We start from the raw sequence: 23,880 nt of genomic DNA on the forward strand, positions 1-23,880 counted from the left end.
TTGCCTTATAATATTTACTACCTCATAACCAAACTATCAGAAGGTCATCCATGAAGCCTGCTGCCTCGCCTAAAAACTCTGTCGACAAAAATATGTTAGGTGTTTTCCGTTACAGCCGTCGTGCAATTGAATTGGTTTGGCAAACGTCTCCTGCATTAACCATAGGATTAGCGATTGCGACGTTGATTGCTGGTGTCTTACCTGCAGCCATGGCGTATGTGGGACAACTGATTGTTGATGCGGTGCTTGCCGCCATGGAAACCTATAAGCAAGACCAGACTCTGCATTATCAAACCGCTTTAAACTATGTGGTACTGGAAGGAATTTTAGTGCTGATTATTGCTGCAGCACAACGGGCACTCACGGCTCAGCAAGCGATTCTACAAGGGTTATTAGGTCAGAAAGTAAACATGCTGATCTTAGAAAAAGCACAAAATCTGACTTTATCGCATTTTGAAGATTCTGAGTTTTACGACAAGTTAGTTCGCGCACGCCGAGAAGCTTCCAGTCGTCCACTGGCCTTGGTCAATAAAACATTCGCCTTACTGCAAAATGCGATTTCTTTATCAAGCTTTGCTATTCTGCTCTGGCATTTTTCCCCTTGGGCTTTGGTACTGCTTGTTTGCGGTGCCTTACCTTCGTTTATTGCTGAAGCTAAGTTTTCTGGCGATGCTTTTCTGATGTTTCGTTGGCGCTCTCCTGAAGTCCGTCAACAGAATTATTTAGAAACCCTATTAGCACGGGAAGACAACATAAAAGAAGTCCGCCTTTATCAATTAGGTGAGCGTTTTCTAAAACGTTATTCAGACATCTTTCATAAACTTTTTAAAGAAAGTAAACGACTGATTCTTCGTCGGGAAAGTTGGGGCTTTATCTTAGGCGTTATTAGTACTTTGGTATTTTATGGTGCTTATGGCTGGATCGTCAGTGACACCATTATTGGTGCTATTACATTAGGTCAAATGACCATGTATTTATTACTTTTCAAACAAGGTCAAAGCGCTGTATCTGCCTCTCTTACAGCCATCAGTGGTATGTACGAAGATAACTTGTATCTGTCCAATCTCTATGAATATTTAGAACAAGAAACGCCCTCTTCGACAACAGGTTTAACTGTTGGGCCAAAACCCAATGATGGCATTCGTTTCGAACAAGTATCTTTCCAATATCCAGGTAGTAACATACCAGCCTTATCAAATATTAACTTACACATAAGGCCAGGGAATAGCCTTGCGATTGTTGGTGAGAATGGATCAGGGAAAACGACTCTAATAAAACTACTGACTCGTCTTTATAATCCAACCCAAGGTCGTATATTACTAGACGGTTTGGATTTATTAAAATGGGATGAAACGGCACTGTTAAAACGTGTTGGGGTAATTTTTCAAGATTTCGTACGTTATCAGTTTATCCTTGGTGAAAATATCGGTGCTGGAGATAACGATAGATTCGATGATGAGTCTGGTTGGAAAAAAGCCGCCGAACTTGGCAAGGCCACAGATTTTATCGATCAATTAGAAAGTGGATATAGCACACAGTTAGGACGCTGGTTCAAAGGCGGGCAAGAACTCTCTGGCGGGCAATGGCAAAAGATCGCTTTAGCGCGGGCTTTTATGCGACAAGAAGCTGATATTCTAGTGCTCGATGAACCAACAGCAGCAATGGATGCTCAAGCAGAAGCCAATATATTCGAACATTTTCAAGAACACACCAAAGATAAAATGGCGATTCTAATTTCCCATCGATTCTCTACTGTTCGTCTCGCCCATGAAATCATTGTCATGGAGCATGGAGAAATCAAAGAGCGTGGTACTCATGAAGCATTATTGGCTCAACAGGGGCAATATGCACACTTGTTTACCCTACAAGCTCAAGGTTATCGTTAAACGCCCTAATTCTTTCAATCAATATTGCTTTCTAGTAAAGATTTAATTTTTAAAACTTGAAAGCTTTATTAAGTCCGATATTCTCTCCTAATTTATATTGATATAAGTAAGCCTCACCTTAATTAAGTCAGTCGTCTATTATATGGCTAATTCAATATTAATTATAAATCATTGATTCATCGAAACTGATTCTTATAAAAGCTTTTCATTTATCTAAAATTTACATAAAATTACACTTCGTTATATTTAATTACATTTAAGCATTCATAATGAATAGGGAATTATATGCAATTAGTTAAATTAGGATTAGTAATATCTTTGGTCGCTAGTTCAACACTAGCAAATGCAAGTGAATACAGTTTTGGTATACAAGGTGGTGCTGGTTTCGGTGGAGCAACTCTGATTGAAACAGAAACAACTATAACGACAATGCCTGCTGGGGATCACCTTGCATTAGGTGCATTTGTAAACACTCCGACATTATTTGGAGATGTATATGGCAAAATAGCCATCAGTAGCGCAAACCAGTCAAAAGTTTACACTAATGCAGAAGAATCATTTTCTAGAATTCCTCTTAGTTTTTTATTAATGAAAAAAACGGGATCATACACTTATGGAGCCGGCTTAACCTATCATTTAAGCCCGTCATATGAACTCATAGTAACTGGAAGTGGTTATGAAAGAGTAGATTATAGCAATGCTCTAGGCTTTATTATTGAAGCAAACAGAACCTTCTCATCAGGTATTGAAGTTGGTTTCAGCTATACTAATATTGAATATAGTGGAGGAACAGAATCAGGAACTACATCATTTGAGATTAATGATACTGTTGATGGTTCTAACTTTGCTCTGACTGTCGGCTACACTTTTAATTAGCCATTACTTTATTAAAAACAATACACTTAAAGCCCTTTTTTAAAGGGCTTTTTATGTGTTCCTGCAGACTACACTGTTTTAAAAAATCTGTTTGTTTTTACTCACCTTCACTTTCAACATAATCATTTTCACTGTCATCACCTTCTGACTCTGAAAATGGGCGTTTAGTACGTTGAGCTGGCGTAGCTAAAATCTCTAAGTAGAATGCTGACCATTCTTGGCTTTCGGCAAAGCTGATTTTTTCATTTATCTGAGCAACATGAATCACTTCAGCCGTTTCTTCATTTTGGCCAAACTTGCAATCAAAGCCCCAAAAATCGGCGTATTCAGGCAAGGCTTTGTTGCGCTCTCGCTTAAGGTATTTTTTCACTTCGCTTTTTGTCGCCTCAATTAAACGAGGGTAAGCGATTTTTGGGTGAGATAATTCAAATGTCTTTTTCATTAGGGTCCTAAAAAATTAAATGTTAGAAGGCAGGCTTACCTGCTCCTATTAACGGGCATAATAACGGATCATCCGCTTTACAGCTATGAATAAGTGCCGTCACCGAACTGCCATTCAAATTAATTCGAACGAGCACGTAATAATCGATGAATAAAAGCCAACTTTTCACGCACAGCAGGCACCAGAATAAAAGGGTATAAATCCGGTTGCCCCATGCCTCGATTCAAATTATTTACAGCGAATGTTAACGGTATATATTGAGCTAAAATTTCATCAAAATTATCGTGGTTATACGGGTCAATATTCACCATGATTGCTAAATTTTGTCGATTAGAACCAACAGGCTGAAAACTTAAACCTAGGTCACTCGCTGTTTCTAAAGTATCCACAATATGCATGTAATGAGCCCATGTTTCGGCCCAGTCTTCCCATGGATGAGAGGACGCATACACACTCACAAAATTCTTATTCCATTCTGCATTCGGCGTTTCATAATGCGCTTTTAAGGCTTTACCATAATCAATACTGTCGTCGCCAAAAAGCGCTCTAAAGTCAGCCAATATTTGTTTGTCTGTAAACACTAATTGATCCCAATAGTAATGACCAATTTCATGCCGAAAATGGCCAATAACAGTTCGATATGATTCGTTCATATCTTCTCGCATTTGCTCTCGATCTACTGCATTTCCTTCCGCAGCATTGATGGTCACTTGACCAGAGGCATGGCCTGTCATGGCATTCGCATCTTCAGGAACAACATTATTTTCTGATATAAAGTCGAACGACAAACCTTCTTCAGGTGCATTTTGTTTGTTTATCAAAGGCAACTTGAGGCGCAATAAGGAATACACAAGTCTATGTTTAGCAAACTCCAATTGTTGCCAGGCTTGACGCTCTTCTATTTGCCCTAGATGAGGTATATGACGATTCAAATCGCATGCCATACAAAATGAACTCCCTCCCTCTTCTACCAACCAATTACACACATTATGCTGATGATTCTCGCAATAATACCAACGCTTGGCAGGGATCGATTTATCCGCCATGGCATACCAAGTATTATCAACTGATTTTAAGGCACTAATAACCAGCTGCTCTGGTAAAAAACCCAAAGGGGACGAACACTGCTCACAATATGTATTTTCAAATAAAACGGTTTGTCCACACTGCTGGCAACTGAAAATTTTCATAATGCTCCTGCTGTCAAAAGGCAGCCTGTTAAGAAAGAGAGGCAAGACTCCGTCACTATGACGTAATTGCGCCCTACTAGGATCATAGTTTACAGTACAAGAAAAAACCTACCTATATACTTGCTCCTAATAGAGCATTATTTACTCCTATTAAATGAAGAGACAAGACATTGCTGAAGAAAAAAATAAAAATTTCACAACCATTTCAGATGTTGCGAAGTACGCAAAAGTCGGCAAAACGAGTGTTTCCCGCTACCTAAACGGCGAACAAGATAAATTATCAAAAGAACTCTGTGAAAAAATTACCGAAGCCATCGCTCACTTGGATTTTCGCCCAAATCATTCAGCGCGAATGTTAAGAGCAGGTCATTCGAAATTAATCGGTTTAATGTTTGCCGATGTGACCAATTCTTATTCGACCGATGTACTCCAAGGCATAGAACAAGTTTGCCGACGCGAAGGCTACATGCTAATGGTGTGCAACACAGACAATGAAAAAGAGCTGCAAGAGCGCTATTTAGATTTACTTGAAGCACACAGGGTAGACGGTATCATTATCAATACAGCCGGTATGGTAAATGAGCAAATTGACAATCTAAATAAGCTCACTTGCCCACTCGTACTTATTGACCGTATTAACACCTCTCTTGGGTTTGACTCTGTTGGATTAAATAACGAAGCTGCTGTGAATGAAGCAGCCGAACATTTAAAAGCTAAGTCCTATGAATCGATTCTTGTTATTACTGAATCTATCATCATTGATCCTCGGCAAGCTCGAATTGATGCCATTAAGGCATTTTCCCAAAAAAACAAAGACATTATTTGCGATATTATTGAAGTAGAACGAATGAGCGAGAGTGCTCACGTAGAGGTCATTAAATCCTTTTTAGAAACCCATTCAGACCGTAAAAAAGCCATATTTACAACCAATAGCGCAACCACTCTATTAGTCGCCAAAGCACTAAAAAATCTCGACGTTCGTGTTGGTTCTGACATAGGTTTAATTGGTATCGATGATCCAGAATGGGCGCAACTTTTTGAAGGTGGCATTACCGTTATGAAGCAGCCAACCACATTAATAGGTCAAACTGCTGGTGAATGTCTACTTGCCAGAATTCAGGGTAACGAGGAGCCGCCACAACATATCCAATTGCCAGCAGAACTGATTATTCGTCAGTCCACCTAAATCAACGAATATTAAAAATAACTTATAACTGAGTGAATTTTTTGTATAAAATACAAACTAATTTGACTTTACCTGACTATGCTTGGAATCGTTCCCATGATATCTTTTAGTCAATAGATCTGAGTATTAGACTTAGTCTATACTGCTCTCTCTTTTATCTTTGCTGATGACGGTCATTAATCACATTAAGAAACGAATAACGCCCAGTGCAAAATAATAATATCTAATAGGAATAAAGCATTATGCAAAACAACCAAACACAATCTTTTGTAACTCTAGGCGAAGCAATGGCGCTGTTTGTTGCGAAAACACCAGGCCATCTTGCTGACGTAGAAGAATTTAGCCGCTCTTTAGCTGGCGCCGAAGTCAATGTAGCAATTGGTATGGCTCGTTTGGGTTTTGAATCTACCTACGTAAGCAAAGTCGGCACGGATTGCTTTGGTCAGTTTGTCAAAAAAGCCATCAGTAAAGATAATATTCGTACGGAGTGGATTTCTGAAAGCGCAGAGCACCCAACGGGCTTTATGATGAAAACCAACCAAACCGACGGCAGTGATCCTGCTGTCGAATATTTCCGTCGTAACTCTGCGGCTTCTACATTAAGTGCAGATGATATTGATGTTGGTCTTTTTAAAGCAGGTACTCACTTACACTTAACCGGTGTTGCTGCGGCCGTTTCTAGTTCAATGCGGGAAGCTGTTCAACAAGCTTTGAGCTTTGCTAAACAACAAGGCTGTAGCGTGACATTTGATACTAACCTAAGACCATCACTATGGCCTGATGCTGAAACAATGGTTTCGACAATCAACGAACTTGCTTTCGCAAGTGACGTGGTTTTACCTGGCATTGAAGAAGGTAAAATATTGATGGGAAGTGACGAGCCAGAAACGATTGCTGATTTTTATTTAGCTCGTGGTGTGAAAGCCGTTATTGTTAAGCTAGGCAGTGAAGGTGCTTATTACAAAACAATTGATGGAAAATCAGGCACAGTTGCAGGCTTCCCAGTTGTAAAAGTAGTAGACACTGTTGGTGCAGGCGACAGCTTCGCTGTTGGTGTAATATCTGCATTACTTGATGGTAAATCTATTCCTGAAGCAGCGAAACGAGGCAACTTGTTGGGCTCTATTACTGTCCAGGTTCGCGGTGATAGCGAAGGTTTACCAACCAGAGCCAAGCTTGAAAGCTTAGAAGCAAACTAACCTTCGAAAGGTTTCGGATAGAGACAACGCGATGAAAAAAGTACTTTTGTACAAGCCAATCCCTGAACAGGAATTAAAACGACTTCAAGCACAATTTGATGTCATTCAATTCGATGGAATTAATGCACTAAATCAAGAGACTTTTTTCACTGCACTTTCTGAGGCCGAAGGACTCATTGGGGCTAGTGCTGATATGAGTTCAAGCACTTTAGAACGAGCACCAAAACTCAAAGCAGCCTCCACTATCTCAGTCGGAACCGATCAATACGATCTGGCTTATTTAGCAAAACGTAATATTCCCTTGATGCACACTCCGGGTGTCCTCAATGAAACCACCGCCGACACTATTTTCACTCTTATCATGTGTACTGCCCGTCGAGCGATAGAATTGTCTAACATGGTTCGCGAAGGACGCTGGACGAAAAGCATTGGTGAAGACCATTTCGGGATGGATATTCATGGTAAGACTTTAGGCATCATTGGCATGGGCCGCATTGGTTATGCCATTGCAAAACGTGCTCACCTCGGTTTTGATATGAAGATTCAATACAGTAATCGCAGCAAAAAACTAGACGCAGAGCGAAACTTTAACGCCACTTACATGGACATGGCGTCGCTACTCAAAACATCTGATTTTGTTTGTGTTATGACACCTTTAACAACAGAAACGGAAGGTTTAATTGGTAAGGCTGAATTTGCTATGATGAAGCAAAGCGCTATTTTCATTAACGGATCACGCGGTAAAGTCATTGATGAATCTGCTTTAATAGCTGCGTTAGAAAATGGCGTCATTCGTGCGGCAGGACTAGATGTATTCGAGGTTGAACCATTACCAGCAAGTTCACCTTTATGCAAAATGGACAACGCAGTTGTGTTCCCACACATAGGTTCAGCCACAGCAGAGACACGCTTGGCCATGGTGACGTGCGCAGTAGATAATTTGATTAACGCCTTAAATGGCAATATTTCTAAGAATTGTGCCAACTATCATCTATTAAAAAAATAATTATTTCAGCAATCAAGAACGTCAAAAATATTCTTTCTTGTTTTGATAAGCCTGCCTAATATGCCCTATGAGTAACTTTAATTTTTCAGGTAAATACTTGGTTAAAGGATAAATTGCATAGACACCAAGTTGTCTTGGCTTGTAGTCCGTTAAAATGGCCTGCAAGGTACCTTTCTGTAAATCTTCATAGACGCAGCAACGTGGTACATAGACGATACCAAAACCTGCCAATGCGGCTTTACGTAATGCTTGAGCATTGTTGGTCGCTAAACTACCACTAATGCGAACACTCTCTTCTATCGAATCTTTGCCTATCTCATTCTTAACGAAACGCCAATCAAACGAGCCTTGCGCCTGATAGGTATAAGCAAGACAGTTGTGCTCTTTGAGAGCATCAAGACTAGTTACTTCACCGTGTTTCTCAATATAACTTGGCGAACAACACACAACCCAATTTGATTGAATTAACGGCTTGGCAATCAAGCTAGAGTCTTCCAACTTACCCGTTCGAACCGCCAGGTCTAAGCCTTCTTCAACCAAGTTAACAAAGTCATTTTCAAGGCGCATATCAACCGTGATATTTGGGTACATTTGACAAAATTCAGCAATGGCTTCTGCCAATAACAGCTCGCCAGAAATGGTTGGTACAGAAATTTTTATATTACCACTAACCCCATGGCTGAAAGCCGATACTGAAGCAATGGCATCACTCACTTGGCCTTCTATATTTTTAGCATGAACATAAAGACTCTCCCCTGCTTCCGTCAAACTAAGCCGCCTTGTTGTACGATGAATTAACTGCACTCCAAGGTCTTGCTCAAGACGGCTAATTCTTTTGCTCAAGGCAGGTGTAGACAGTTCGGCAAGCTGAGCAGCCTTATTAAAAGAACCTGTATCGGCCACATAAACAAAAAGAGTTAAATCTGCTGAGTTCAATTTAATTGCACCGTTTTAAGAAAGAGTTTATTACTTTGTGTCGTATTTATTATAAATCAATCTCGGACTATAGTAGTGATTGGATTCACCAAATTAACAACTAAAAAAATAAGGACACCATAATGCGACTAAAAGACTGTCATAATTTCCATGATTTTCGGACCTTGGCTAAGAAGCGTTTACCTAGCCCGATCTTTAATTACATTGATGGTGGCTCTGACGATGAATCCACATATAAACGTAATACCGCTGCCTTTGAAACTTGTGACCTAGTACCTAGCGTATTAACCGGTGTAAAAGACGTAGATCTTTCTGTCACTGTTATGGGTCAAAAACTAGACATGCCGGTTTACTGTTCTCCTACTGCTTTACAACGTTTATTTCATCATCAAGGTGAACGAGCTGTGGCGGCAGCAGCAGAGAAATACGGCACAATGTTTGGTGTGTCTTCTCTTGGCACTGTCAGCATGGAAGAGATAGCTCAACAAACCAACACGCCTCAGGTATATCAGTTTTACTTTCATAAAGACCGCGAATTAAATCGTGCCATGATGCAACGAGCAAAAGACGCAGGCGTACAAGTAATGATGCTAACGGTCGACTCCATCACTGGCGGCAATCGTGAACGAGACCTACGAACAGGTTTTTCGATTCCTTTTAAATTGAATTTGAAAGGCATGCTGCAATTTGTATTGAAACCTATGTGGGGCATTAACTATGTAACACACGAACCTTTCAGCTTGCCGCAACTAGATGAACACGTTGATATGGGCAATGGCGCAACGTCAATTGGTGATTACTTTACCAACATGCTCGATCCTTCTATGAACTGGGATGACGTAGCAGAAATGGTGAAATTTTGGGACGGACAGTTTTGTTTAAAAGGCATAATGAGCCGAGAAGATGCGCGCAAAGCCGTGGAAATTGGCTGTACTGGCGTCATCATTTCTAACCACGGTGGACGTCAGTTAGATGGTTCACGCAGCTCGTTTGATCAGCTAGCGGAAATTGTCGATGAAGTAGGCGATGAAATTGATGTAATCTTCGACAGCGGCGTACAACGCGGCACCCATGTATTGAAAGCCTTATCTCTTGGTGCAAAAGCTGTCGGCATAGGCCGCATGTATTTATACCCTCTCGCTGCTGCAGGACAGCCCGGTGTTGAACGTGCATTAGGATTAATGCGATCAGAACTAGAACGAGACATGAAGTTAATGGGTAAAACTTCTGTTGATCAACTATCTAAAGAGAACTTACGCTTTAGATAAAAAATAAGAATAGTACTAAAAAAAATAATACCTATCGTTAAAGTAGACTCGTTAAATGAAAAGCTAGCCCATTAAGCTAGCTTTTTCTCAATTTTATGCCAGCATAAATAGAAAGGTGGTTCATTTTTTCTATAAGCTTGGCTTATTAAATACAATTTAAAATCTCTGCATTTTCGTACAAAACACTTGTTAATGGTTCGAAATGGTCAATATAAGTTGATAATTCCCAATTATAAGTAGCTTATTCAGTGTATTCCATTAGACTTGAAAGTGACTTAAAAAGCTTAATTTTAAGTAAACGCTAAAAAGGGGGATACAAATGTTTGTAAATTTCATTCGTCCAAACAATCTATCCCAGAAAATGATGAGTGTTATCTTCTTCATCTATTTGGGCGTCACTTTTTTAATCACAAGCGTACAATTTTTCGGCGAATATATAAAAACACAGGACTCAATACTAAATGAGCTGAAACAGTTAGAGGAAACAGTTCGCGCCCCTATTTCAACCAGCTTGTGGCAATACAACCAGAACCAACTCGATGCTCTAATAATTGGGCTTGTAAAAATGCCAATTATTGAAGGGGTCGATGTTTTTGACGAAAATAATAACATTATTGTTTCTAAAAGGTCTTACCACTCAGAATCAGCCCCTTTATCTATTTTTGATACAAAATCCGAGTTAAATTGGACTCTAAATGAAGAGACTATTGCACTAGGAAAACTTGTTCTTTATTCCTCATCAGGAGTGGTATTAGATCGAGTCTTATTCGGTTTTTTATTAATCGCAATAACCGCAATCATAAAATTAGCCGTTTTATTTTGTCTGTTTATATGGGCATTCAATCGTTATTTAGCCATTCCCTTGAAAGAGCTAATGTCACAGGTAAACGAAGTCCAACTAAGCCCAAATATAAGTAAAAGAATTAACCTATCGAATACTGAAGACAATGAACTTAGCCAACTCCAAGAGCACATGAATACCATGCTTTCTTCTATGCATACTGATAGAGAGCGATTGTTGGAAGACGAAAAAAGCAAACGAGATTGGCTGGAAGAAGCGGTCGAAAAACGTACTAAAGAGTTGCAAACTCTAAATGAAAAGCTAAAAGAACTTGCAGCCAGAGACTCTTTGACTCATGTGTTGAATAGAGGAAGCTTTTTCGAAACAGCACAACATCTATTACTACTCGCTCAACGTCGAAAGGCTCCCGTATCTTTTATTTTGATGGATTTGGATCACTTTAAAGTAATCAATGATACCTATGGTCATTTTACTGGCGATAAAGTCCTCATACATTTCACACAAACTCTTCAAAGCCTGTTACGAAAATCTGATATTATTGGACGAATTGGTGGGGAAGAGTTCGCCATATTTTTATCTGATACAGATATTGATGGTGCTTTTAAGATCGCAGATAAAATAAGACAACTAATAGCAGACTCTACACTCGATATCGATGGGAAAAACATCACCTACACTGTCAGTCTTGGTGTTGGCTCATCGGAACCAGCAGACCATTCCATTGATGAACTCTTTAAACGTGCCGATGTGAAACTATATGGCGCTAAGGATAAAGGTCGTGACCGTGTTGAAAAATAGAATGTTAACTGTGCTTTTTTTAGCAGGTATCAGCATTGCTCATACAGGCTATTCTGAAACGTTAAAAGTCTGCTATGACCAATGGCCACCAATGACTATGTTTCCATCAGAAACGTCTTCAGAGCGCGGTGTTGTGATTGATATGCTAGATCAAATATATTCAGAAAAAGGCTATACAACTGAATATTATGAGGTACCTCTGGCAAGAGGTTTAGATATGGTAGCAGAGGGACTCTGTGATATGTTGCCAGAATATCTCTATTCCAAAAACTCAGAAAATGGTTTTGTCTATGGTGCTGAAGCAACCTTTTCATACCCCACCGCTTTTGTTGTCAGAAAAAATGATCCATGGCGTTATAAGGGTATTTCATCGTTAAAAAATAAACGAATCGCCACTGGCCCAGGTTGGGATTACAGTTCAATGAGTGTCGACTATCAGAACTATATTGACGACCAAGATCATTCTAATTTTATTGAAGTCGTTGCCGGTTATGATGATGTGGTCGATCGAATCCTCTACATGATCAAGGAAAATAGAGTCGACTTATATGCTGATAATGACCTCGTTCTGCAATATATTTTAAACCAATTAAAACTAAACGATGAACTTCAAATCATTCGTCCAGGTTTAGAAAAACAACTGGTTGAAATGCCTATTTTTTCGAAGAAAATTCCCTCTGAGCAACGGCAAAAACTCATCGCCATTTGGAATGAAGGGCGCTTATCCATGAAGGGAAAACAAGAAGAAATGTTACTCAGTAAATATGGAATCAAATTTGAAGAACAAAGCTATGATTAAGCCCCCCTTTTGGTGGCTTCGTAGTTTGACGCTTCCTGAAAAACAAAAGAGGGTTTGAGTAACACCTTAATAAAACACATCAACACCTCGCTCCGGCGTGCAAGCACGAGAAGCTTCGCTCAGTGTTGAAGTGTTTTATTTTTCCGCTTTCATTTTTTCATTTTCTTCAATACCCGGTAAAACAAAGGGCTCGATAGCTTTTAGCATTGTTGTGTTGAGTCGCTTTTGTCTTGTTAAACCGCCAACTAATATAGTCATTTTTTTGTCTAGCTTTTCTGTGTCTCCTTTAATGAGCTGTTGGTACAATGAGGTTTTCATAGATAGGTCATTAAGGTTATTAAGATACTCAAGTGCACATAATGTCACTAACATAGGAAAACTGTGCTCTACAATGTTAAACCCCTTTGGGATATCATCTTCGCCATAAAAACTACGCAAGAACTTATAAGTATTATTTAACCGTTTCAATTGTCTAGGGTTGGATAGTTCGAAGTGTTTAACCCAATGGAAAAATGCAGCTTTTTGCTCGGAAGTTAAACGTTCAATCTGTTTTTGAGATCTTGATATGTTGTCTGTTTTTTCTTGTGTCGTGATCTCTTCTTGAGAAGGTATTACCCCTTCTTGATTCTTGGTTTTATCTGAGTTTAAAGAAAAACTATTGTCGTTACTTGGGGAAACTTCAGGGTCTGCATTTTGTTCGGGCGGTGAAATGTTACTGCTTTCTACAATGTCTTCTTGTGTGCTAGTGCTATTCCATATGTGTTCTAAGTAAGTAGAAATTGAGCCGTCATCTGGTGTGGTTAACACAATGGGAAGGTGGATTATTTTTGATAAGTAATCACGGGCAATGATTCGAGGGTTTTGAATCTGGTGTTGGCTGGCGAGATCTTTGTAATTCAAAGCTAAGGCAGACAGCGCAATTCGTTGGTCTACGGCAATGACCACTACAACTTTGTCCAGGTCTAACACCATGCGAACGGCTTCCATCACCTTAACAATGCCTTCGGGGCCACAGCGGTCTAGATCATCCACCACATAAAGTAAACGTTGGTTGTCTTTTAAGCGTACTTTAGTCAGCTTTTCAATATGTTCTCGCATTACAGGAATAGTGCCTAAATGTTCACCGTAATTAGGCAACCTCAAATAGGTCAACAGTTCTTTAGCGAGAGGGCCAGCAAATAAAGTTTTGGTACTCTTTAATGCAGGGTAAAGAAAACCGATTAACCATGCATAAGGAAAGCTAGATGTTATACCTGAGTCTTGGATGTTGAAAAAATCTTGGAAAGTGTTCTTTATTAACTCTGGAGCCCAGAATGGAATCAAAGCACAAATAAATAAAAATAATGGAATAAGAAATTTGTACCTATGAATACTCCATGCAAACCTAAGAGTCAGCCAAGGTCTTCTAGCTAATAGCCAGTAGGTCTTTTTCTGACAGTTTTGTATCCAACAACAGGCGTTTTTCCAATCAACTTTCTTCTGACAACATGGTAGCGGTTCGATGCTTGAAAGCGCTTTGATCATTTCTTGAGCGATGCCCGCTTGTAGATTATCGGTATGCTCGTATCCCCATGCATTAAATTCAGCAAAGAGAAATTCTATATTTGAGTCTCTATTTGGTTTGCTTAAAGAGGTTTTTAATAACTCAATAACTGTTGTTTTGCCGATTCCCCAGTGACCTAACAAACCTATGGTTTGATGGTGTTGATTATCCTTATCTTGCAGTACAGCTGTTAATGCATTCACGAGTTCTTGACGGTTCAATGTATCTTCATTTGAATGTTGGTGACTGCTGTGTCGATAGCCTGCGATGGTTTGAATGTTAGCTTGTATTCTTTTAGTGTTCGTAGTTTCTGAGTTCGTTTTTTTATAAAATAAACTATCGTCTTCTTCATAAAACTTATTGTTATTCTCTCCATAAAATAGTTCTTTATTTTGATTGAAATACTCCTTTAATTGTCTGGTGGTCTTTTTAAGGTCGTCCCAAATAGAGTAGCCATTAAATATAGCTGAATAAATAGACCAAATTTCGCTTAAAATATGAAAAGCGTTTGAAGAATCGTCTTCTTGTTGTGCTTGTGTGAAAAATGCCTGCTGGAATTCATTCTTTAACCAGTTTAAAAACTCATTGTTTGGTTTTTCCCAAAGAGGTTTATATTCAAAATCCTCAAGATCAGAATAATCTAATAATTCTAGATCTTTCCAAATTTCTTGTTTTAAATCAGGAAGATAAGGATACTCTTTCGACATATTTATATAGGCATCGGTACTCGAAATGACGGTTTGGAGTGTATCTGAACTCGCGAAAGCGGCAGCATTGGCTATAGAGCTAAAAGAAAAGGTAGAGCCAGCTAAATTACTGCTTCCTAAGGTGGCTTTCCCCAAGGCTGATTTATTGCTTGCTGCTTGTGCTGCTTGTGCTGCTTGTGCCGCTCTGTTACTGGTTTCTGTAATAGTATTGGAAGCGGTGAAATTATTACAAAACACATTTATATTAGCTTCCCAAACCGCTAATAAATGCTTAGTTCTTTCCTCTTCTCTCCAGTAGCTAAAAGGTTTATTACTTTCCGAGGTATAAGCTAACAAAGGAAAGGCTCTCAAAGCACAGCGTGCAGCGAGCATGACCTGCTTTTCACCTGAAAGCTTCTCAATTCTTCTTCTTAGCTCTGATTCTTCGTTTTTGGTAAAAGCCTGATTGGTCGCCACAGCATGTCCTTGCTTATTTATTGAATGTAAAAAGATTTAAACGGAATACTTGGAAGAGATCAAGGATAGAAAGAATGTTGCTTCTTAGGGGAGTCACTGCTGTAAAAAAACGGTTGATCAGAATGAGTGAATGATAAATTAAAAGTTCACATTAAAGTGAATATTAAATGTTGAAAAAGTTCACATTTAAGTTAACATGGAAATATGAGGAATATGAGGAATATACATTTTTACATCATGGATGATGGGAAATCTCCGATAGCCGAATTTTTAGATTCTCTATCAGGGAAACAAGCTCAAAAAGTTGCTTGGGTGCTTCAATTGATTGAAGAGCTGAATTATGTGCCATCCACTTACCTTAAAAAGTTAGTGAACACAGATGATATTTGGACTGTTTTTTTCAAATAAAGGGGTTCAAGTAGGCGGGAATATATTCCGTTTCTTGGGATTTTTTGATGGCGATAACTTGGTGGTTCTTAACCATGCTTTTCAAAAAAAGACCCAAAAGACTCCCTTAAAAGAAATCAAGATCGCAGAGAGTCGTCGTAAAGACTATTTGGCGAGGAAAAGAATATGAGTGATTTAAAAAAGTACGTAGCAGAACGAAAATCAAGAGATAGTGAATTTTCTCATGGCTATGAAGAAGGTTATCAAACCTTTAAATTTGGTGCCTTGCTCAAGGAGGCAAGAAAGAGTGCGGGCTTAACTCAAGACGATTTAGCCTTAAAGTTACACACTCAAAAAAGCGCTATTTCAAGAATAGAAAACCACTCCGAAGATGTGAAGTTATCTACATTAGAGAAATTCGCTTCTGCGTTAGGGAAGAAGTTAGAAATCCGTCTTTTATAGATAATCTACATGGGGTTCTATTTATTATAATTCGTTCATATTACTGTTTCCTCACCAGCTCCAAATAATTCTCTATCCCACTAATTTTGTCTTCCGCATGATGATTCACATACAGAACGGTGGTTTCTGAGCCTTGGCAGATTTTATCAATGAGTGCGAGGACGAGTTGGCGGTTCATGTCGTCTAGACCAAGACAAGGTTCGTCTAGGATCAGCAGCGGTGGATGTTTGACCATGGCGCGGGCAATAAGCAATAAGCGTTGGTCGCCGTAGGAAAGTTTGTTAAAAGGCTGGTCGGCACGGTCTTTCATGCCGAGTAGTTCGAGCCATTCGTTGGCGATTTTCTTTTGGTTATCGGTGGCTTTGGAATACATGCCGATGCTGTCGTAAAAGCCAGAAATAATCACATTTCGGCAACTGGTGCTGACGCGGTATTCCCATTGTAAAGCAGTCGAAACATAGCCGATAAATTGTTTAATCTGCCAGATGCTTTCGCCATTGCCGCGCTGAAAACCAAACACAAAAATATCATTTACATAGCATTGTGGGTGATCGCCAGTAATAAGCGATAGAACGCACGTTTTACCGCTGCCATTTGGCCCACTGAGTTGCCAATGTTGGTTACGCTCAATTGTCCAATTGAGTTTATCGACAATGACTGCGTCATCGTATTTGATTGTGACGTCTTTTAAGCGAACCAAGGGCTGATTCGGGTCTAGCTCTGGCAGTTTATTATTTGAGTCGGCTTCTGGAACAGTAAGATCTGTCGTCTTCAAATGTAGCAACTGGTACAACTCACTGAAAGCCACTTGGTCACTTCGATCAATGGTGAATGCTAAACGACCTTTTGTCATGTTGTTTTTTTCTAAGTCACTTTTTTCTATATAGGCCACATGAGTAATAAAATCTGGCATTTCATCAAAGCGATTTAATACCATTACCATGGAAACCGTATCTACAATAGACGCAAGATGCTCTTGCAGCATAATCAAGGTATCAGCGTCTAACCCATCGAAAGGTTCATCAAGAACCAATAGGTCAGGCTTACTAGATAATGCTCGGATCAGCATAACTTTACGGGTTTCTCCTGTAGAGAGCTTACGAAAAGCACGATCAAGTAATGCTGTAAGTCCAAACTTTTCAATCAATGATTGTGCAAGCTCAGGATCAGCACAATCATCAAAAATCATTTCATGAACAGGTGTACCAAGAGAAATCACGTCCATGATATCTGCATCGTCTTTCTTCAGCTCTTTTGCAATCAGTTCTGCTTGCGCCTCAAAAGATACTAAGGCGACATGTCCTGGAATCCCTTTAATACTCCCAGACTCCAAATCACCAACACCAGCTAACACAGCAGCAAGGGCCGACTTGCCTGAGCCATTAGTACCAGTAATAACCCAATGTTGCTTTGATGTAATGTCCCAATCAATTTCAGTTAAAGTAAAACGCTCATCGAACGCCACCGTTGCTTTTTTTAAAGAGATTGAGTTGCTCATTACATCGCCCTTAACCACAAATAAAAGAATAAGAATAGAGAACAAAAAAGCCGAGTGTTCGGTTAAGAAAACTCGGCCTTTTGAAGCTTAAATCCTAATAGGAATTAAACGATTTTTTTCATGTCAGCCATGTGGCCACGAAGCACTGTACCAATTGCTTCAACTGGATGACTACGTAGTGCTGCATTTACTTCGATCAAACGTGCATTATCAACACCGTTGTCTTCTGTAGAAAGACCTTTACCGATCACGTCAGTTTTGATGCCTTTCATGAAGTCTGCTAACAAAGGTAGACAAGCGTGGTTGTATAGGTAACAACCATATTCTGCCGTATCAGAAATAGTCGCGTTCATTTCGTAAAGTTTCTTACGAGCGATTGTATTGGCGATAAGAGGCGTTTCATGTAGAGATTCATAGTAAGCAGACTCTGCAACAATACCTGCGGCTGTCATAGTTTCAAAAGCCAACTCAACGCCCGCTTTAACCATAGCAACCATCAAAATACCTTTATCGAAAAATTCTTGCTCAGAAATTTCAACATCGCCAGCTGGAGTCTTCTCGAAAGCAGTTTCTGCTGTTTCTGCACGCCAACCTAAAAGATTTTTGTCATCATTCGCCCAATCTTCCATCATAGTTTGAGAGAAGTGACCACTGATGATGTCGTCTTGATGCTTGTTATACAAAGGACGCATGATAACTTTCAATTCTTCAGAAAGATCAAACGCTTTAATTTTTGCCGGGTTAGAAAGACGATCTAGCATGTTTGTCACGCCGCCGTATTTCAATGCTTCAGTAATGGTTTCCCAACCGTATTGGATCAAACGAGATGCATAACCTGCGTCGATACCTTCTTCAACCATTTTGTCGAAACAAAGAAGAGAGCCAGTTTGTAACATACCACAAAGAATCGTTTGCTCACCCATAAGGTCAGATTTTACTTCTGCGATGAAAGAAGACATCAAAACGCCGGCTTTATGGCCGCCAGTCCCTACTGCATAAGCTTTTGCTAGAGCAAGACCTTCACCTTGAGGATCGTTATCTTCATGGACAGCGATCAGTGTTGGAACACCAAAGCCACGAACATATTCAGCACGAACTTCAGAACCTGGGCACTTAGGAGCAACCATGATTACAGTTAGGTCTTCGCGGATTTTCATACCTTCTTCCACGATGTTAAAACCATGAGAATAAGACAGGCAAGCCCCTTCTTCATAAGAGGCATGATTTCTTTTACAACAGGTGTATGTTGCTTATCAGGCGTTAGGTTCAATACAACGTCAGCTGTTGGGATAAGTTCTTGGTAAGTACCAACAACAAAACCGTTTTCAGTTGCGTTTTTCCAAGATTGACGTTTTTCAGCGATGGCTGCTGCACGTAATGTGTAAGAAACATCTAGACCGCTGTCGCGTAGGTTCAAACCTTGGTTAAGACCTTGAGCACCACAACCGATAACAACAATTTTTTTGCCTTTAAGCGCTTCAACGCCTTCAGAAAATTCAGAGCTATCCATGAAACGGCATTTTGCTAATTGAGCCAATTGCTCACGTAATGGCAAAGTATTGAAGTAATTATTAGACATTAGTACACACCTGTAATTTATGATTATTAGCTTATGATTCTTAACTGATTCAAGCACTTGATGAAAAAATACATCAATTTTCAAATAAGTTACGTATTTAGGAGTCTCCAAAAGAAGATCTTTTACGTTAGTAAAGCCACTTTATAGAAAACTCTACTTTTCGTAAATTGATATATTTGCAATATAACGTCCCATTTTTTGCAAAGATAAGATATCCTTACACACCATGAATATACGAACCTTAAAACACTTTCTTGCTTTGGCTGAAAATCTCCATTTTGGACGCGCAAGTGATGAATGCCATATTAGTATTTCTGCCTTGTCCCGTAACATACGCCAACTCGAAGATGAGCTGGGCGTAACTTTATTTAATCGAGATAATCGCACGGTTGTATTAACTCAAGAAGGGCGGAAGTTTGTCGATTACGCACGGGAAACTAACAGCCAATGGAATCTCATTCGTCACGAACTAACCGATAATTCAGATCAACTTAGAGGTGAAATCAGCCTTTATGGTTCTGTCACAGCGAGCCATAGTTTTTTGTATGAGTTACTTAATCGCTTTAGAGATATTCATCCAGGTATTGAAATTAAATTGCGTACTGGCGACCCAGAACACGCCATAGCACATATTTTGGATGGAAAAGAAGACGTTACCATTGCAGCTCGCCCGGCCAACTTACCTCGTAACTTGGCTTTTAAGCCTATTGCCATGTCGCCATTATTGTTCATTGGTCCGCTTGAGCAACAGGTTCCAAATGTGCCGACCACTGCACCGACGGTGATAAAGGACTGGGAAAACATCCCTATGATTCTTTCTGAAAGTGGCGTTTCGCGTGTTCACGTAGATGCATGGTTTCTTCAGCATGATATTACGCCAAGAATTTACGCTCAAGTAACGGGGAACGAAGCGATAGTTAGCATGGTAAGTCTAGGGTTTGGTATTGGTGTGGTGCCAAAAATTGTACTCGATAACAGCCCACTGGTGGATCGCATTAAAGTGTTGGATGTACAGCCAGAGCTTGCACCTTATGATATAGGTTTATTTGCTTTGAAAAAGAATTTAAATAATCCATTAGTAAAGGCCTTCTGGGATTTAAAGTAAAAGAGCTTTTACTTAGTGAAATAGAAAGATCAAATTCATATATTTCTAGGTTGTAAGTCTCACGTCCTTTCAAAAGAGTTACTCTATTCTATTCATAGAACCGCGATCAATTAGACGCTCTAATTTCGCGCACCAATTTGGAACAACGATCGTAATTAACATTCATAGAACATATTCAATCTGATATATTTGGGCTTCGAATGGATGTTTCACTATCGGATTAAATATAAAAAATATGGATTATATACATACAACTATCAATGCATTAAAGAAATCTAGCCCCGCACAATGTGAGTTTTATCAAGCAGTTGAGGAAGTTCTTGAGTCACTTGAGCCTATTCTTGATCATTCAGAGAAATACAAAAAACACTCTATTATCGAACGAATAGTAGAACCTGAACGTCAAATTATGTTTAGAGTTCCTTGGGTCGATGATCAAGGTATTATTCAGGTAAATAAAGGCTATCGGATTGAATTTAATTCCGCGTTGGGACCTTACAAAGGTGGCTTACGTTTTCACCCCACTGTTAATGCCAGTGTTATTAAATTTTTAGGGTTCGAGCAGATATTTAAAAATGCGCTGACAGGTTTACCTATTGGCGGCGGAAAAGGTGGCGCGAATTTTAACCCCAAAGGCCGCTCTGATGCTGAAATAATGCGTTTCTGTCAATCTTTTATGACTGAGCTATACAGACATATTGGACCAACGACAGATGTACCAGCTGGTGATATTGGTGTTGGAGCTAAAGAGATAGGGTTCTTGTTTGGGCAATACAAAAGACTCACTGGCCGTTATGAAGGCATTCTAACGGGCAAAAGCATTTTATGGGGCGGCTCATTAGTACGCAAAGAAGCAACTGGATATGGTGTAGTTTATTTTGCTAAATATATGTTAGCTGCAAAACATGATAGCTTGGAAGGTAAGCGTTGTTTAGTTTCAGGCTCTGGAAATGTTGCAATTTATGCTATTGAAAAACTATATCAACTGGGAGCCATACCAGTCACCTGTAGCGATTCCCAAGGTACGATATACCATGAGTCAGGAATTGATCTAGATTTAATAAAACGATTAAAAGAAGACTCTAGGGATAGTTTAATTTGCTATACACAAACCTATCCAGACGCACAATATGTTCCACTAAATGACTACCCAGAAGGTGGTAACGCCGTGTGGCATTTCCCTGCTGATGCAGCTTTCCCTTGTGCTACTCAAAATGAATTAACTCAAGTAGATGCACAAACCTTGTTAAAGAACGGCTGCGTTCTAGTTGCAGAAGGTGCAAATATGCCCTCAACAAAAGAAGCAATTGATTGCTTTATTAAAGCTCAGATTTCGTATGGGCCAGGTAAAGCAGCCAATGCCGGAGGAGTAGCAACAAGCCAACTTGAGATGGCACAAAATGCAAGTATGCAAAATTGGACGTTTGAAGATGTCGATGCAAAATTGCAGACAATCATGAAAAATATATTTGTAACTGCAAGTGAGACAGCTACAGAATTTGGATCACCTGGAAATTTATTGTTAGGAGCAAATATTGCAGGTTTTAGACGGGTTGCCGATGCAATGATTGAGCAAGGGTTAGTCTAGGGAATACGATAAAACCGAATCTAAATAATCCTTCGTTTATTAATACTGAACAAAGCCATGTCACCTTGTTTAGTATTAATAAACGACTATTTTCCACCAAACTTTATAACTTCTAAAGCAATCAGAATGGTTAATATTAACTCTGTTCAGCTCCTACCCTTTTCAACACTTCTTCTCCATCTATTTAAATGCAGACATTATTTCACCCTGTACTGCATCAATACCAAATTATCCAGAATTACATTTGAAGACCAAATGAACTCAGCTCCCGCACCAGAGAATTGATCAATGAAGTTCATATAGCCATTTTTGTTATCCACACCAATTTCTCTTTCGGTATAAGTCGTAGCTTTTGGCCATTTAGATGTATTGAAGTCAGTTTGCATCCAATTTTCTGGTACTTTCCAATGCGCTGCGAAATTGTCTTTTCCATTTGTCATATCAGCAGTCGAACAGCTTGATGAGTCACGCAATCCATTCGTTTCTTTTACACAGGATATGTCATTGATTGGTGCGGTATAAAAAGTCTGAACTGACCAATCCTCATTGGTCACTGTACCATCACTAAAACTGGCGATAAATCCACCGTCTCCAGGGTGATATTGGCTTCCTCGGTTAGCTTCTGAGCCTAGACCTAAATTTTCTTCCCAATCAATCAGCTTGACCGCAACGGTATAAGGCTTATTCACTTTGAATTTCACAACACTGGAATTGAATGGTGTGAAAGGAACCGAGTCAACGGCGATTAGCTGTCCATTTACATACATCTCAAAATAATTATCGGCAAACAAATAGGCAGTTATCACTTCGCCTGTTGAGTCGATTTCTACAACAGGTACTTGAGTTAAATCTACACCTGCTAGGCTATCTGGCTTCACACCTGTGCAGTCATTATATAAATCAAATGCATGCGGTGCTGTTTGAAACGCATTATCAGCTGGAACCATCCATGTATTACCCATTTCATCCGTGATTTCACCCATTGCCGTGACTCTGGCTTGTGCTCCTTGGCATTCATAAAGTTGAGCAATGGTTTGCGTTGCAGGGCCTTGAGTGAATACAGCTTCCCCTTGCTCTTCGGAGGCATAAGCTGAGCCAACCAAAGAAGAACAGACTAGCATGACCAATGAAGGAAATATTTTGGCAGAGTTCATCTCGAAATCCTTAAATAGAAAATTAGAGTCATCATTGTCAGGCTATTAAACCTCGCTTTGGAAATGAGCAAAATCAGATTTACATTAATTTATGATTGCTTCTCTGAGCTTTCTTGGTGCATTAAATATCCTTATAAATTTCAAAAGCGTTATTTCTTTATCTGCCATCCATTTTTTATTTCAAAAAAATCTCTATTAATCAATAAACTAAAAAAAGGTACCTATATATAATGATATATCTTGCTAGGTTTCTTTTTTCTGGCACTGCTTTTGCTAATTATTTAATACATTAATACTCATTCACCTTGTATTAACCGTATCGCTGTCCAACGCCGGTCAGCATCACTAATGGCAACGTCGCCCACTACTGTATCGCTCAGTAGCATCTGATTAGGTTCCTGTAATAAAGGAAATCTGATGAAGAGGAGACGTTTGTCTATCTATTTCATTTTTCTCTTACACGATTACTTAACTCAGTTTCTATTGTGGATTTGTGGCCATTATTTGTGGAGAAAAACGCATGAAAAAAATCGAAGTAACCGAAGCTATTTTTGCCGTAAAAAAAGAGAGAAATCTTACCTGGGAAGCTATTGGAGATGCTGTAGACATGACAGATGTATGGATCACATCAGCATGTTTAGGGATGAACAGTTGTACACAAGAAACCGCTGAAAAGTTAGTTGCATTTTTAGAATTGCCAGAAGCCGCCATAGCGACGTTGATGGAATACCCAACAAAAACATGGGATCAAGCAATTCCACAAGATCCTTTGATTTATCGTTTATACGAAGTGGTTGGTGTTTACGGCCCAACACTTAAAGAAGTCATTCAAGAAAAATTTGGTGACGGCATTATGAGTGCTATTGATTTTTCGATGTCGGTAGAGAAAGAAGAGAACCCAAAAGGTGATCGTGTTGTTCTGACCTTAAACGGTAAGTTTTTACCTTATAAATCCTGGTAATAAGTACGAACAAATCATTCAATTTGAGTAATTATTAAAAATTAAAGAGAGG

Annotated in this window: 20 protein-coding genes and 1 pseudogene; 14 read left to right on the forward strand and 7 right to left on the reverse strand. The window is 39.4% G+C overall.

Going from position 1 to position 23,880, the window contains the following annotated elements; all coding sequences use genetic code 11:
- Positions 1 to 50 precede the first annotated feature (50 nt).
- Both AC0L3Y_RS01940 and AC0L3Y_RS01945 read left to right on the forward strand, forming a co-directional pair.
- On the forward strand, positions 51 to 1,886 hold the full coding sequence (locus AC0L3Y_RS01940) for an ABC transporter ATP-binding protein (RefSeq protein ID WP_473468105.1): 1,836 nt from the start codon (positions 51 to 53) through the stop codon (positions 1,884 to 1,886).
- A gap of 285 nt (positions 1,887 to 2,171) precedes the next feature.
- On the forward strand, positions 2,172 to 2,762 hold the full coding sequence (locus tag AC0L3Y_RS01945) for a hypothetical protein (protein ID WP_473468107.1): 591 nt from the start codon (positions 2,172 to 2,174) through the stop codon (positions 2,760 to 2,762).
- 97 nt (positions 2,763 to 2,859) lie between these two features.
- Here AC0L3Y_RS01945 and AC0L3Y_RS01950 read toward each other — a convergent pair whose 3' ends face one another.
- The gene (locus AC0L3Y_RS01950) at positions 2,860 to 3,204 is read right to left on the reverse strand and encodes a DUF6172 family protein (RefSeq protein ID WP_473468109.1); all 345 of its coding nucleotides are present in this window, start codon (positions 3,202 to 3,204) and stop codon (positions 2,860 to 2,862) included.
- Between the two features lie 119 nt (positions 3,205 to 3,323).
- Positions 3,324 to 4,394 (reverse strand): zinc-binding metallopeptidase family protein, encoded by a 1,071-nt coding sequence (locus tag AC0L3Y_RS01955; RefSeq protein WP_473468112.1) that lies wholly within the window; start codon positions 4,392 to 4,394, stop codon positions 3,324 to 3,326.
- A 154-nt stretch (positions 4,395 to 4,548) separates the two neighbouring features.
- On the opposite strand from AC0L3Y_RS01955, the gene AC0L3Y_RS01960 reads away from it, so the two are divergent.
- The 3 genes from AC0L3Y_RS01960 (at position 4,549) to AC0L3Y_RS01970 (ending at position 7,785) form a co-directional block, all read left to right on the forward strand.
- The gene (locus AC0L3Y_RS01960) at positions 4,549 to 5,580 is read left to right on the forward strand and encodes a LacI family DNA-binding transcriptional regulator (RefSeq protein ID WP_473468114.1); all 1,032 of its coding nucleotides are present in this window, start codon (positions 4,549 to 4,551) and stop codon (positions 5,578 to 5,580) included.
- A 242-nt stretch (positions 5,581 to 5,822) separates the two neighbouring features.
- The gene (locus AC0L3Y_RS01965) at positions 5,823 to 6,779 is read left to right on the forward strand and encodes a sugar kinase (protein ID WP_473468116.1); all 957 of its coding nucleotides are present in this window, start codon (positions 5,823 to 5,825) and stop codon (positions 6,777 to 6,779) included.
- Between the two features lie 31 nt (positions 6,780 to 6,810).
- Positions 6,811 to 7,785 (forward strand): 2-hydroxyacid dehydrogenase, encoded by a 975-nt coding sequence (locus tag AC0L3Y_RS01970; RefSeq protein ID WP_473468118.1) that lies wholly within the window; start codon positions 6,811 to 6,813, stop codon positions 7,783 to 7,785.
- Positions 7,786 to 7,806: 21 nt separating this feature from the next.
- Here the strand turns inward: AC0L3Y_RS01970 and AC0L3Y_RS01975 are convergent, their stop codons facing one another.
- Entirely contained in the window at positions 7,807 to 8,721 is a 915-nt protein-coding gene (locus AC0L3Y_RS01975) for a LysR family transcriptional regulator (RefSeq protein WP_473468120.1), read from the reverse strand.
- Between the two features lie 122 nt (positions 8,722 to 8,843).
- Here AC0L3Y_RS01975 and AC0L3Y_RS01980 point away from each other — a divergent pair, with 122 nt between their 5' ends.
- The 3 genes from AC0L3Y_RS01980 to AC0L3Y_RS01990 all read left to right on the forward strand — a co-directional run bounded on the left by AC0L3Y_RS01980 (position 8,844) and on the right by AC0L3Y_RS01990 (position 12,388).
- A complete protein-coding gene (locus tag AC0L3Y_RS01980; protein WP_473468123.1) occupies positions 8,844 to 9,989 on the forward strand; it encodes an alpha-hydroxy acid oxidase in 1,146 nt (381 codons plus the stop codon).
- 319 nt (positions 9,990 to 10,308) lie between these two features.
- The gene (locus AC0L3Y_RS01985) at positions 10,309 to 11,589 is read left to right on the forward strand and encodes a diguanylate cyclase (protein ID WP_473468126.1); all 1,281 of its coding nucleotides are present in this window, start codon (positions 10,309 to 10,311) and stop codon (positions 11,587 to 11,589) included.
- A gap of 1 nt (position 11,590) precedes the next feature.
- Positions 11,591 to 12,388 (forward strand): substrate-binding periplasmic protein, encoded by a 798-nt coding sequence (locus AC0L3Y_RS01990; protein ID WP_473468128.1) that lies wholly within the window; start codon positions 11,591 to 11,593, stop codon positions 12,386 to 12,388.
- Positions 12,389 to 12,523: 135 nt separating this feature from the next.
- Here AC0L3Y_RS01990 and AC0L3Y_RS01995 read toward each other — a convergent pair whose 3' ends face one another.
- Complete coding sequence (locus AC0L3Y_RS01995; RefSeq protein ID WP_473468130.1) at positions 12,524 to 15,094, reverse strand: P-loop NTPase fold protein; 2,571 nt, start codon at positions 15,092 to 15,094, stop codon at positions 12,524 to 12,526.
- A gap of 213 nt (positions 15,095 to 15,307) precedes the next feature.
- Between AC0L3Y_RS01995 and AC0L3Y_RS02000 the strand changes: the two genes are divergently transcribed.
- From AC0L3Y_RS02000 to AC0L3Y_RS02010, 3 genes are read left to right on the forward strand one after another with little or no spacing between them, the layout of a single operon-like run.
- The gene (locus AC0L3Y_RS02000) at positions 15,308 to 15,502 is read left to right on the forward strand and encodes a hypothetical protein (RefSeq protein ID WP_473468132.1); all 195 of its coding nucleotides are present in this window, start codon (positions 15,308 to 15,310) and stop codon (positions 15,500 to 15,502) included.
- Complete coding sequence (locus AC0L3Y_RS02005; protein ID WP_473468134.1) at positions 15,474 to 15,671, forward strand: type II toxin-antitoxin system RelE/ParE family toxin; 198 nt, start codon at positions 15,474 to 15,476, stop codon at positions 15,669 to 15,671. Before AC0L3Y_RS02000 ends, AC0L3Y_RS02005 begins: the two co-directional genes overlap by 29 nt.
- Positions 15,668 to 15,943, forward strand: a complete 276-nt coding sequence (locus AC0L3Y_RS02010; protein ID WP_473468136.1) for a helix-turn-helix domain-containing protein — start codon at positions 15,668 to 15,670, stop codon at positions 15,941 to 15,943. The genes AC0L3Y_RS02005 and AC0L3Y_RS02010 overlap by 4 nt, the downstream gene beginning before the upstream one ends.
- 40 nt (positions 15,944 to 15,983) lie before the next feature.
- On the opposite strand, the gene modF is transcribed toward AC0L3Y_RS02010, so the two are convergent.
- A complete protein-coding gene (gene modF / locus AC0L3Y_RS02015; RefSeq protein ID WP_473468139.1) occupies positions 15,984 to 17,441 on the reverse strand; it encodes a molybdate ABC transporter ATP-binding protein ModF in 1,458 nt (485 codons plus the stop codon).
- 104 nt (positions 17,442 to 17,545) lie between these two features.
- Positions 17,546 to 19,020: pseudogene (gene ilvC / locus AC0L3Y_RS02020) on the reverse strand (ketol-acid reductoisomerase).
- 226 nt (positions 19,021 to 19,246) lie between these two features.
- Here ilvC and ilvY point away from each other — a divergent pair.
- Positions 19,247 to 20,125 carry an HTH-type transcriptional activator IlvY gene (ilvY, locus tag AC0L3Y_RS02025; RefSeq protein ID WP_473468141.1) on the forward strand — a complete coding sequence of 293 codons (879 nt, stop codon included), beginning with the start codon at positions 19,247 to 19,249 and terminating at the stop codon, positions 20,123 to 20,125.
- A gap of 235 nt (positions 20,126 to 20,360) precedes the next feature.
- Positions 20,361 to 21,713 carry an NADP-specific glutamate dehydrogenase gene (gene gdhA, locus AC0L3Y_RS02030; RefSeq protein ID WP_473468144.1) on the forward strand — a complete coding sequence of 451 codons (1,353 nt, stop codon included), beginning with the start codon at positions 20,361 to 20,363 and terminating at the stop codon, positions 21,711 to 21,713.
- 197 nt (positions 21,714 to 21,910) lie between these two features.
- Here the strand turns inward: gdhA and AC0L3Y_RS02035 are convergent, their stop codons facing one another.
- A complete protein-coding gene (locus tag AC0L3Y_RS02035; RefSeq protein ID WP_473468147.1) occupies positions 21,911 to 22,867 on the reverse strand; it encodes a hypothetical protein in 957 nt (318 codons plus the stop codon).
- Between the two features lie 520 nt (positions 22,868 to 23,387).
- On the opposite strand from AC0L3Y_RS02035, the gene cynS reads away from it, so the two are divergent.
- Positions 23,388 to 23,828: a cyanase gene (gene cynS / locus AC0L3Y_RS02040; RefSeq protein ID WP_473468151.1), complete on the forward strand. Its 441-nt coding sequence runs from the start codon at positions 23,388 to 23,390 to the stop codon at positions 23,826 to 23,828.
- The last annotated feature ends 52 nt before the right edge of the window (positions 23,829 to 23,880 follow it).

Source organism: Marinomonas sp. GJ51-14 (assembly GCF_055808695.1).

Excerpts from the sequence above, each read along its gene's own strand:
- AC0L3Y_RS01990 (WP_473468128.1), top strand. The coding sequence starts at position 11,591 with ATGTTAACTGTGCTTTTTTTAGCAGGTATCAGCATTGCTCATACAGGC.
- modF (WP_473468139.1), bottom strand. The coding sequence starts at position 17,441 with ATGAGCAACTCAATCTCTTTAAAAAAAGCAACGGTGGCGTTCGATGAG.
- AC0L3Y_RS02035 (WP_473468147.1), bottom strand. The coding sequence starts at position 22,867 with ATGAACTCTGCCAAAATATTTCCTTCATTGGTCATGCTAGTCTGTTCT.
- AC0L3Y_RS01945 (WP_473468107.1), top strand. The coding sequence starts at position 2,172 with ATGCAATTAGTTAAATTAGGATTAGTAATATCTTTGGTCGCTAGTTCA.
- AC0L3Y_RS01965 (WP_473468116.1), top strand. The coding sequence starts at position 5,823 with ATGCAAAACAACCAAACACAATCTTTTGTAACTCTAGGCGAAGCAATG.
- AC0L3Y_RS01980 (WP_473468123.1), top strand. The coding sequence starts at position 8,844 with ATGCGACTAAAAGACTGTCATAATTTCCATGATTTTCGGACCTTGGCT.
- AC0L3Y_RS01985 (WP_473468126.1), top strand. The coding sequence starts at position 10,309 with ATGTTTGTAAATTTCATTCGTCCAAACAATCTATCCCAGAAAATGATG.
- AC0L3Y_RS02010 (WP_473468136.1), top strand. The coding sequence starts at position 15,668 with ATGAGTGATTTAAAAAAGTACGTAGCAGAACGAAAATCAAGAGATAGT.
- gdhA (WP_473468144.1), top strand. The coding sequence starts at position 20,361 with ATGGATTATATACATACAACTATCAATGCATTAAAGAAATCTAGCCCC.
- AC0L3Y_RS02000 (WP_473468132.1), top strand. The coding sequence starts at position 15,308 with ATGAGGAATATACATTTTTACATCATGGATGATGGGAAATCTCCGATA.
- AC0L3Y_RS01950 (WP_473468109.1), bottom strand. The coding sequence starts at position 3,204 with ATGAAAAAGACATTTGAATTATCTCACCCAAAAATCGCTTACCCTCGT.
- AC0L3Y_RS01960 (WP_473468114.1), top strand. The coding sequence starts at position 4,549 with ATGAAGAGACAAGACATTGCTGAAGAAAAAAATAAAAATTTCACAACC.
- AC0L3Y_RS01955 (WP_473468112.1), bottom strand. The coding sequence starts at position 4,394 with ATGAAAATTTTCAGTTGCCAGCAGTGTGGACAAACCGTTTTATTTGAA.
- cynS (WP_473468151.1), top strand. The coding sequence starts at position 23,388 with ATGAAAAAAATCGAAGTAACCGAAGCTATTTTTGCCGTAAAAAAAGAG.
- AC0L3Y_RS02005 (WP_473468134.1), top strand. The coding sequence starts at position 15,474 with ATGATATTTGGACTGTTTTTTTCAAATAAAGGGGTTCAAGTAGGCGGG.
- AC0L3Y_RS01970 (WP_473468118.1), top strand. The coding sequence starts at position 6,811 with ATGAAAAAAGTACTTTTGTACAAGCCAATCCCTGAACAGGAATTAAAA.
- ilvY (WP_473468141.1), top strand. The coding sequence starts at position 19,247 with ATGAATATACGAACCTTAAAACACTTTCTTGCTTTGGCTGAAAATCTC.
- AC0L3Y_RS01940 (WP_473468105.1), top strand. The coding sequence starts at position 51 with ATGAAGCCTGCTGCCTCGCCTAAAAACTCTGTCGACAAAAATATGTTA.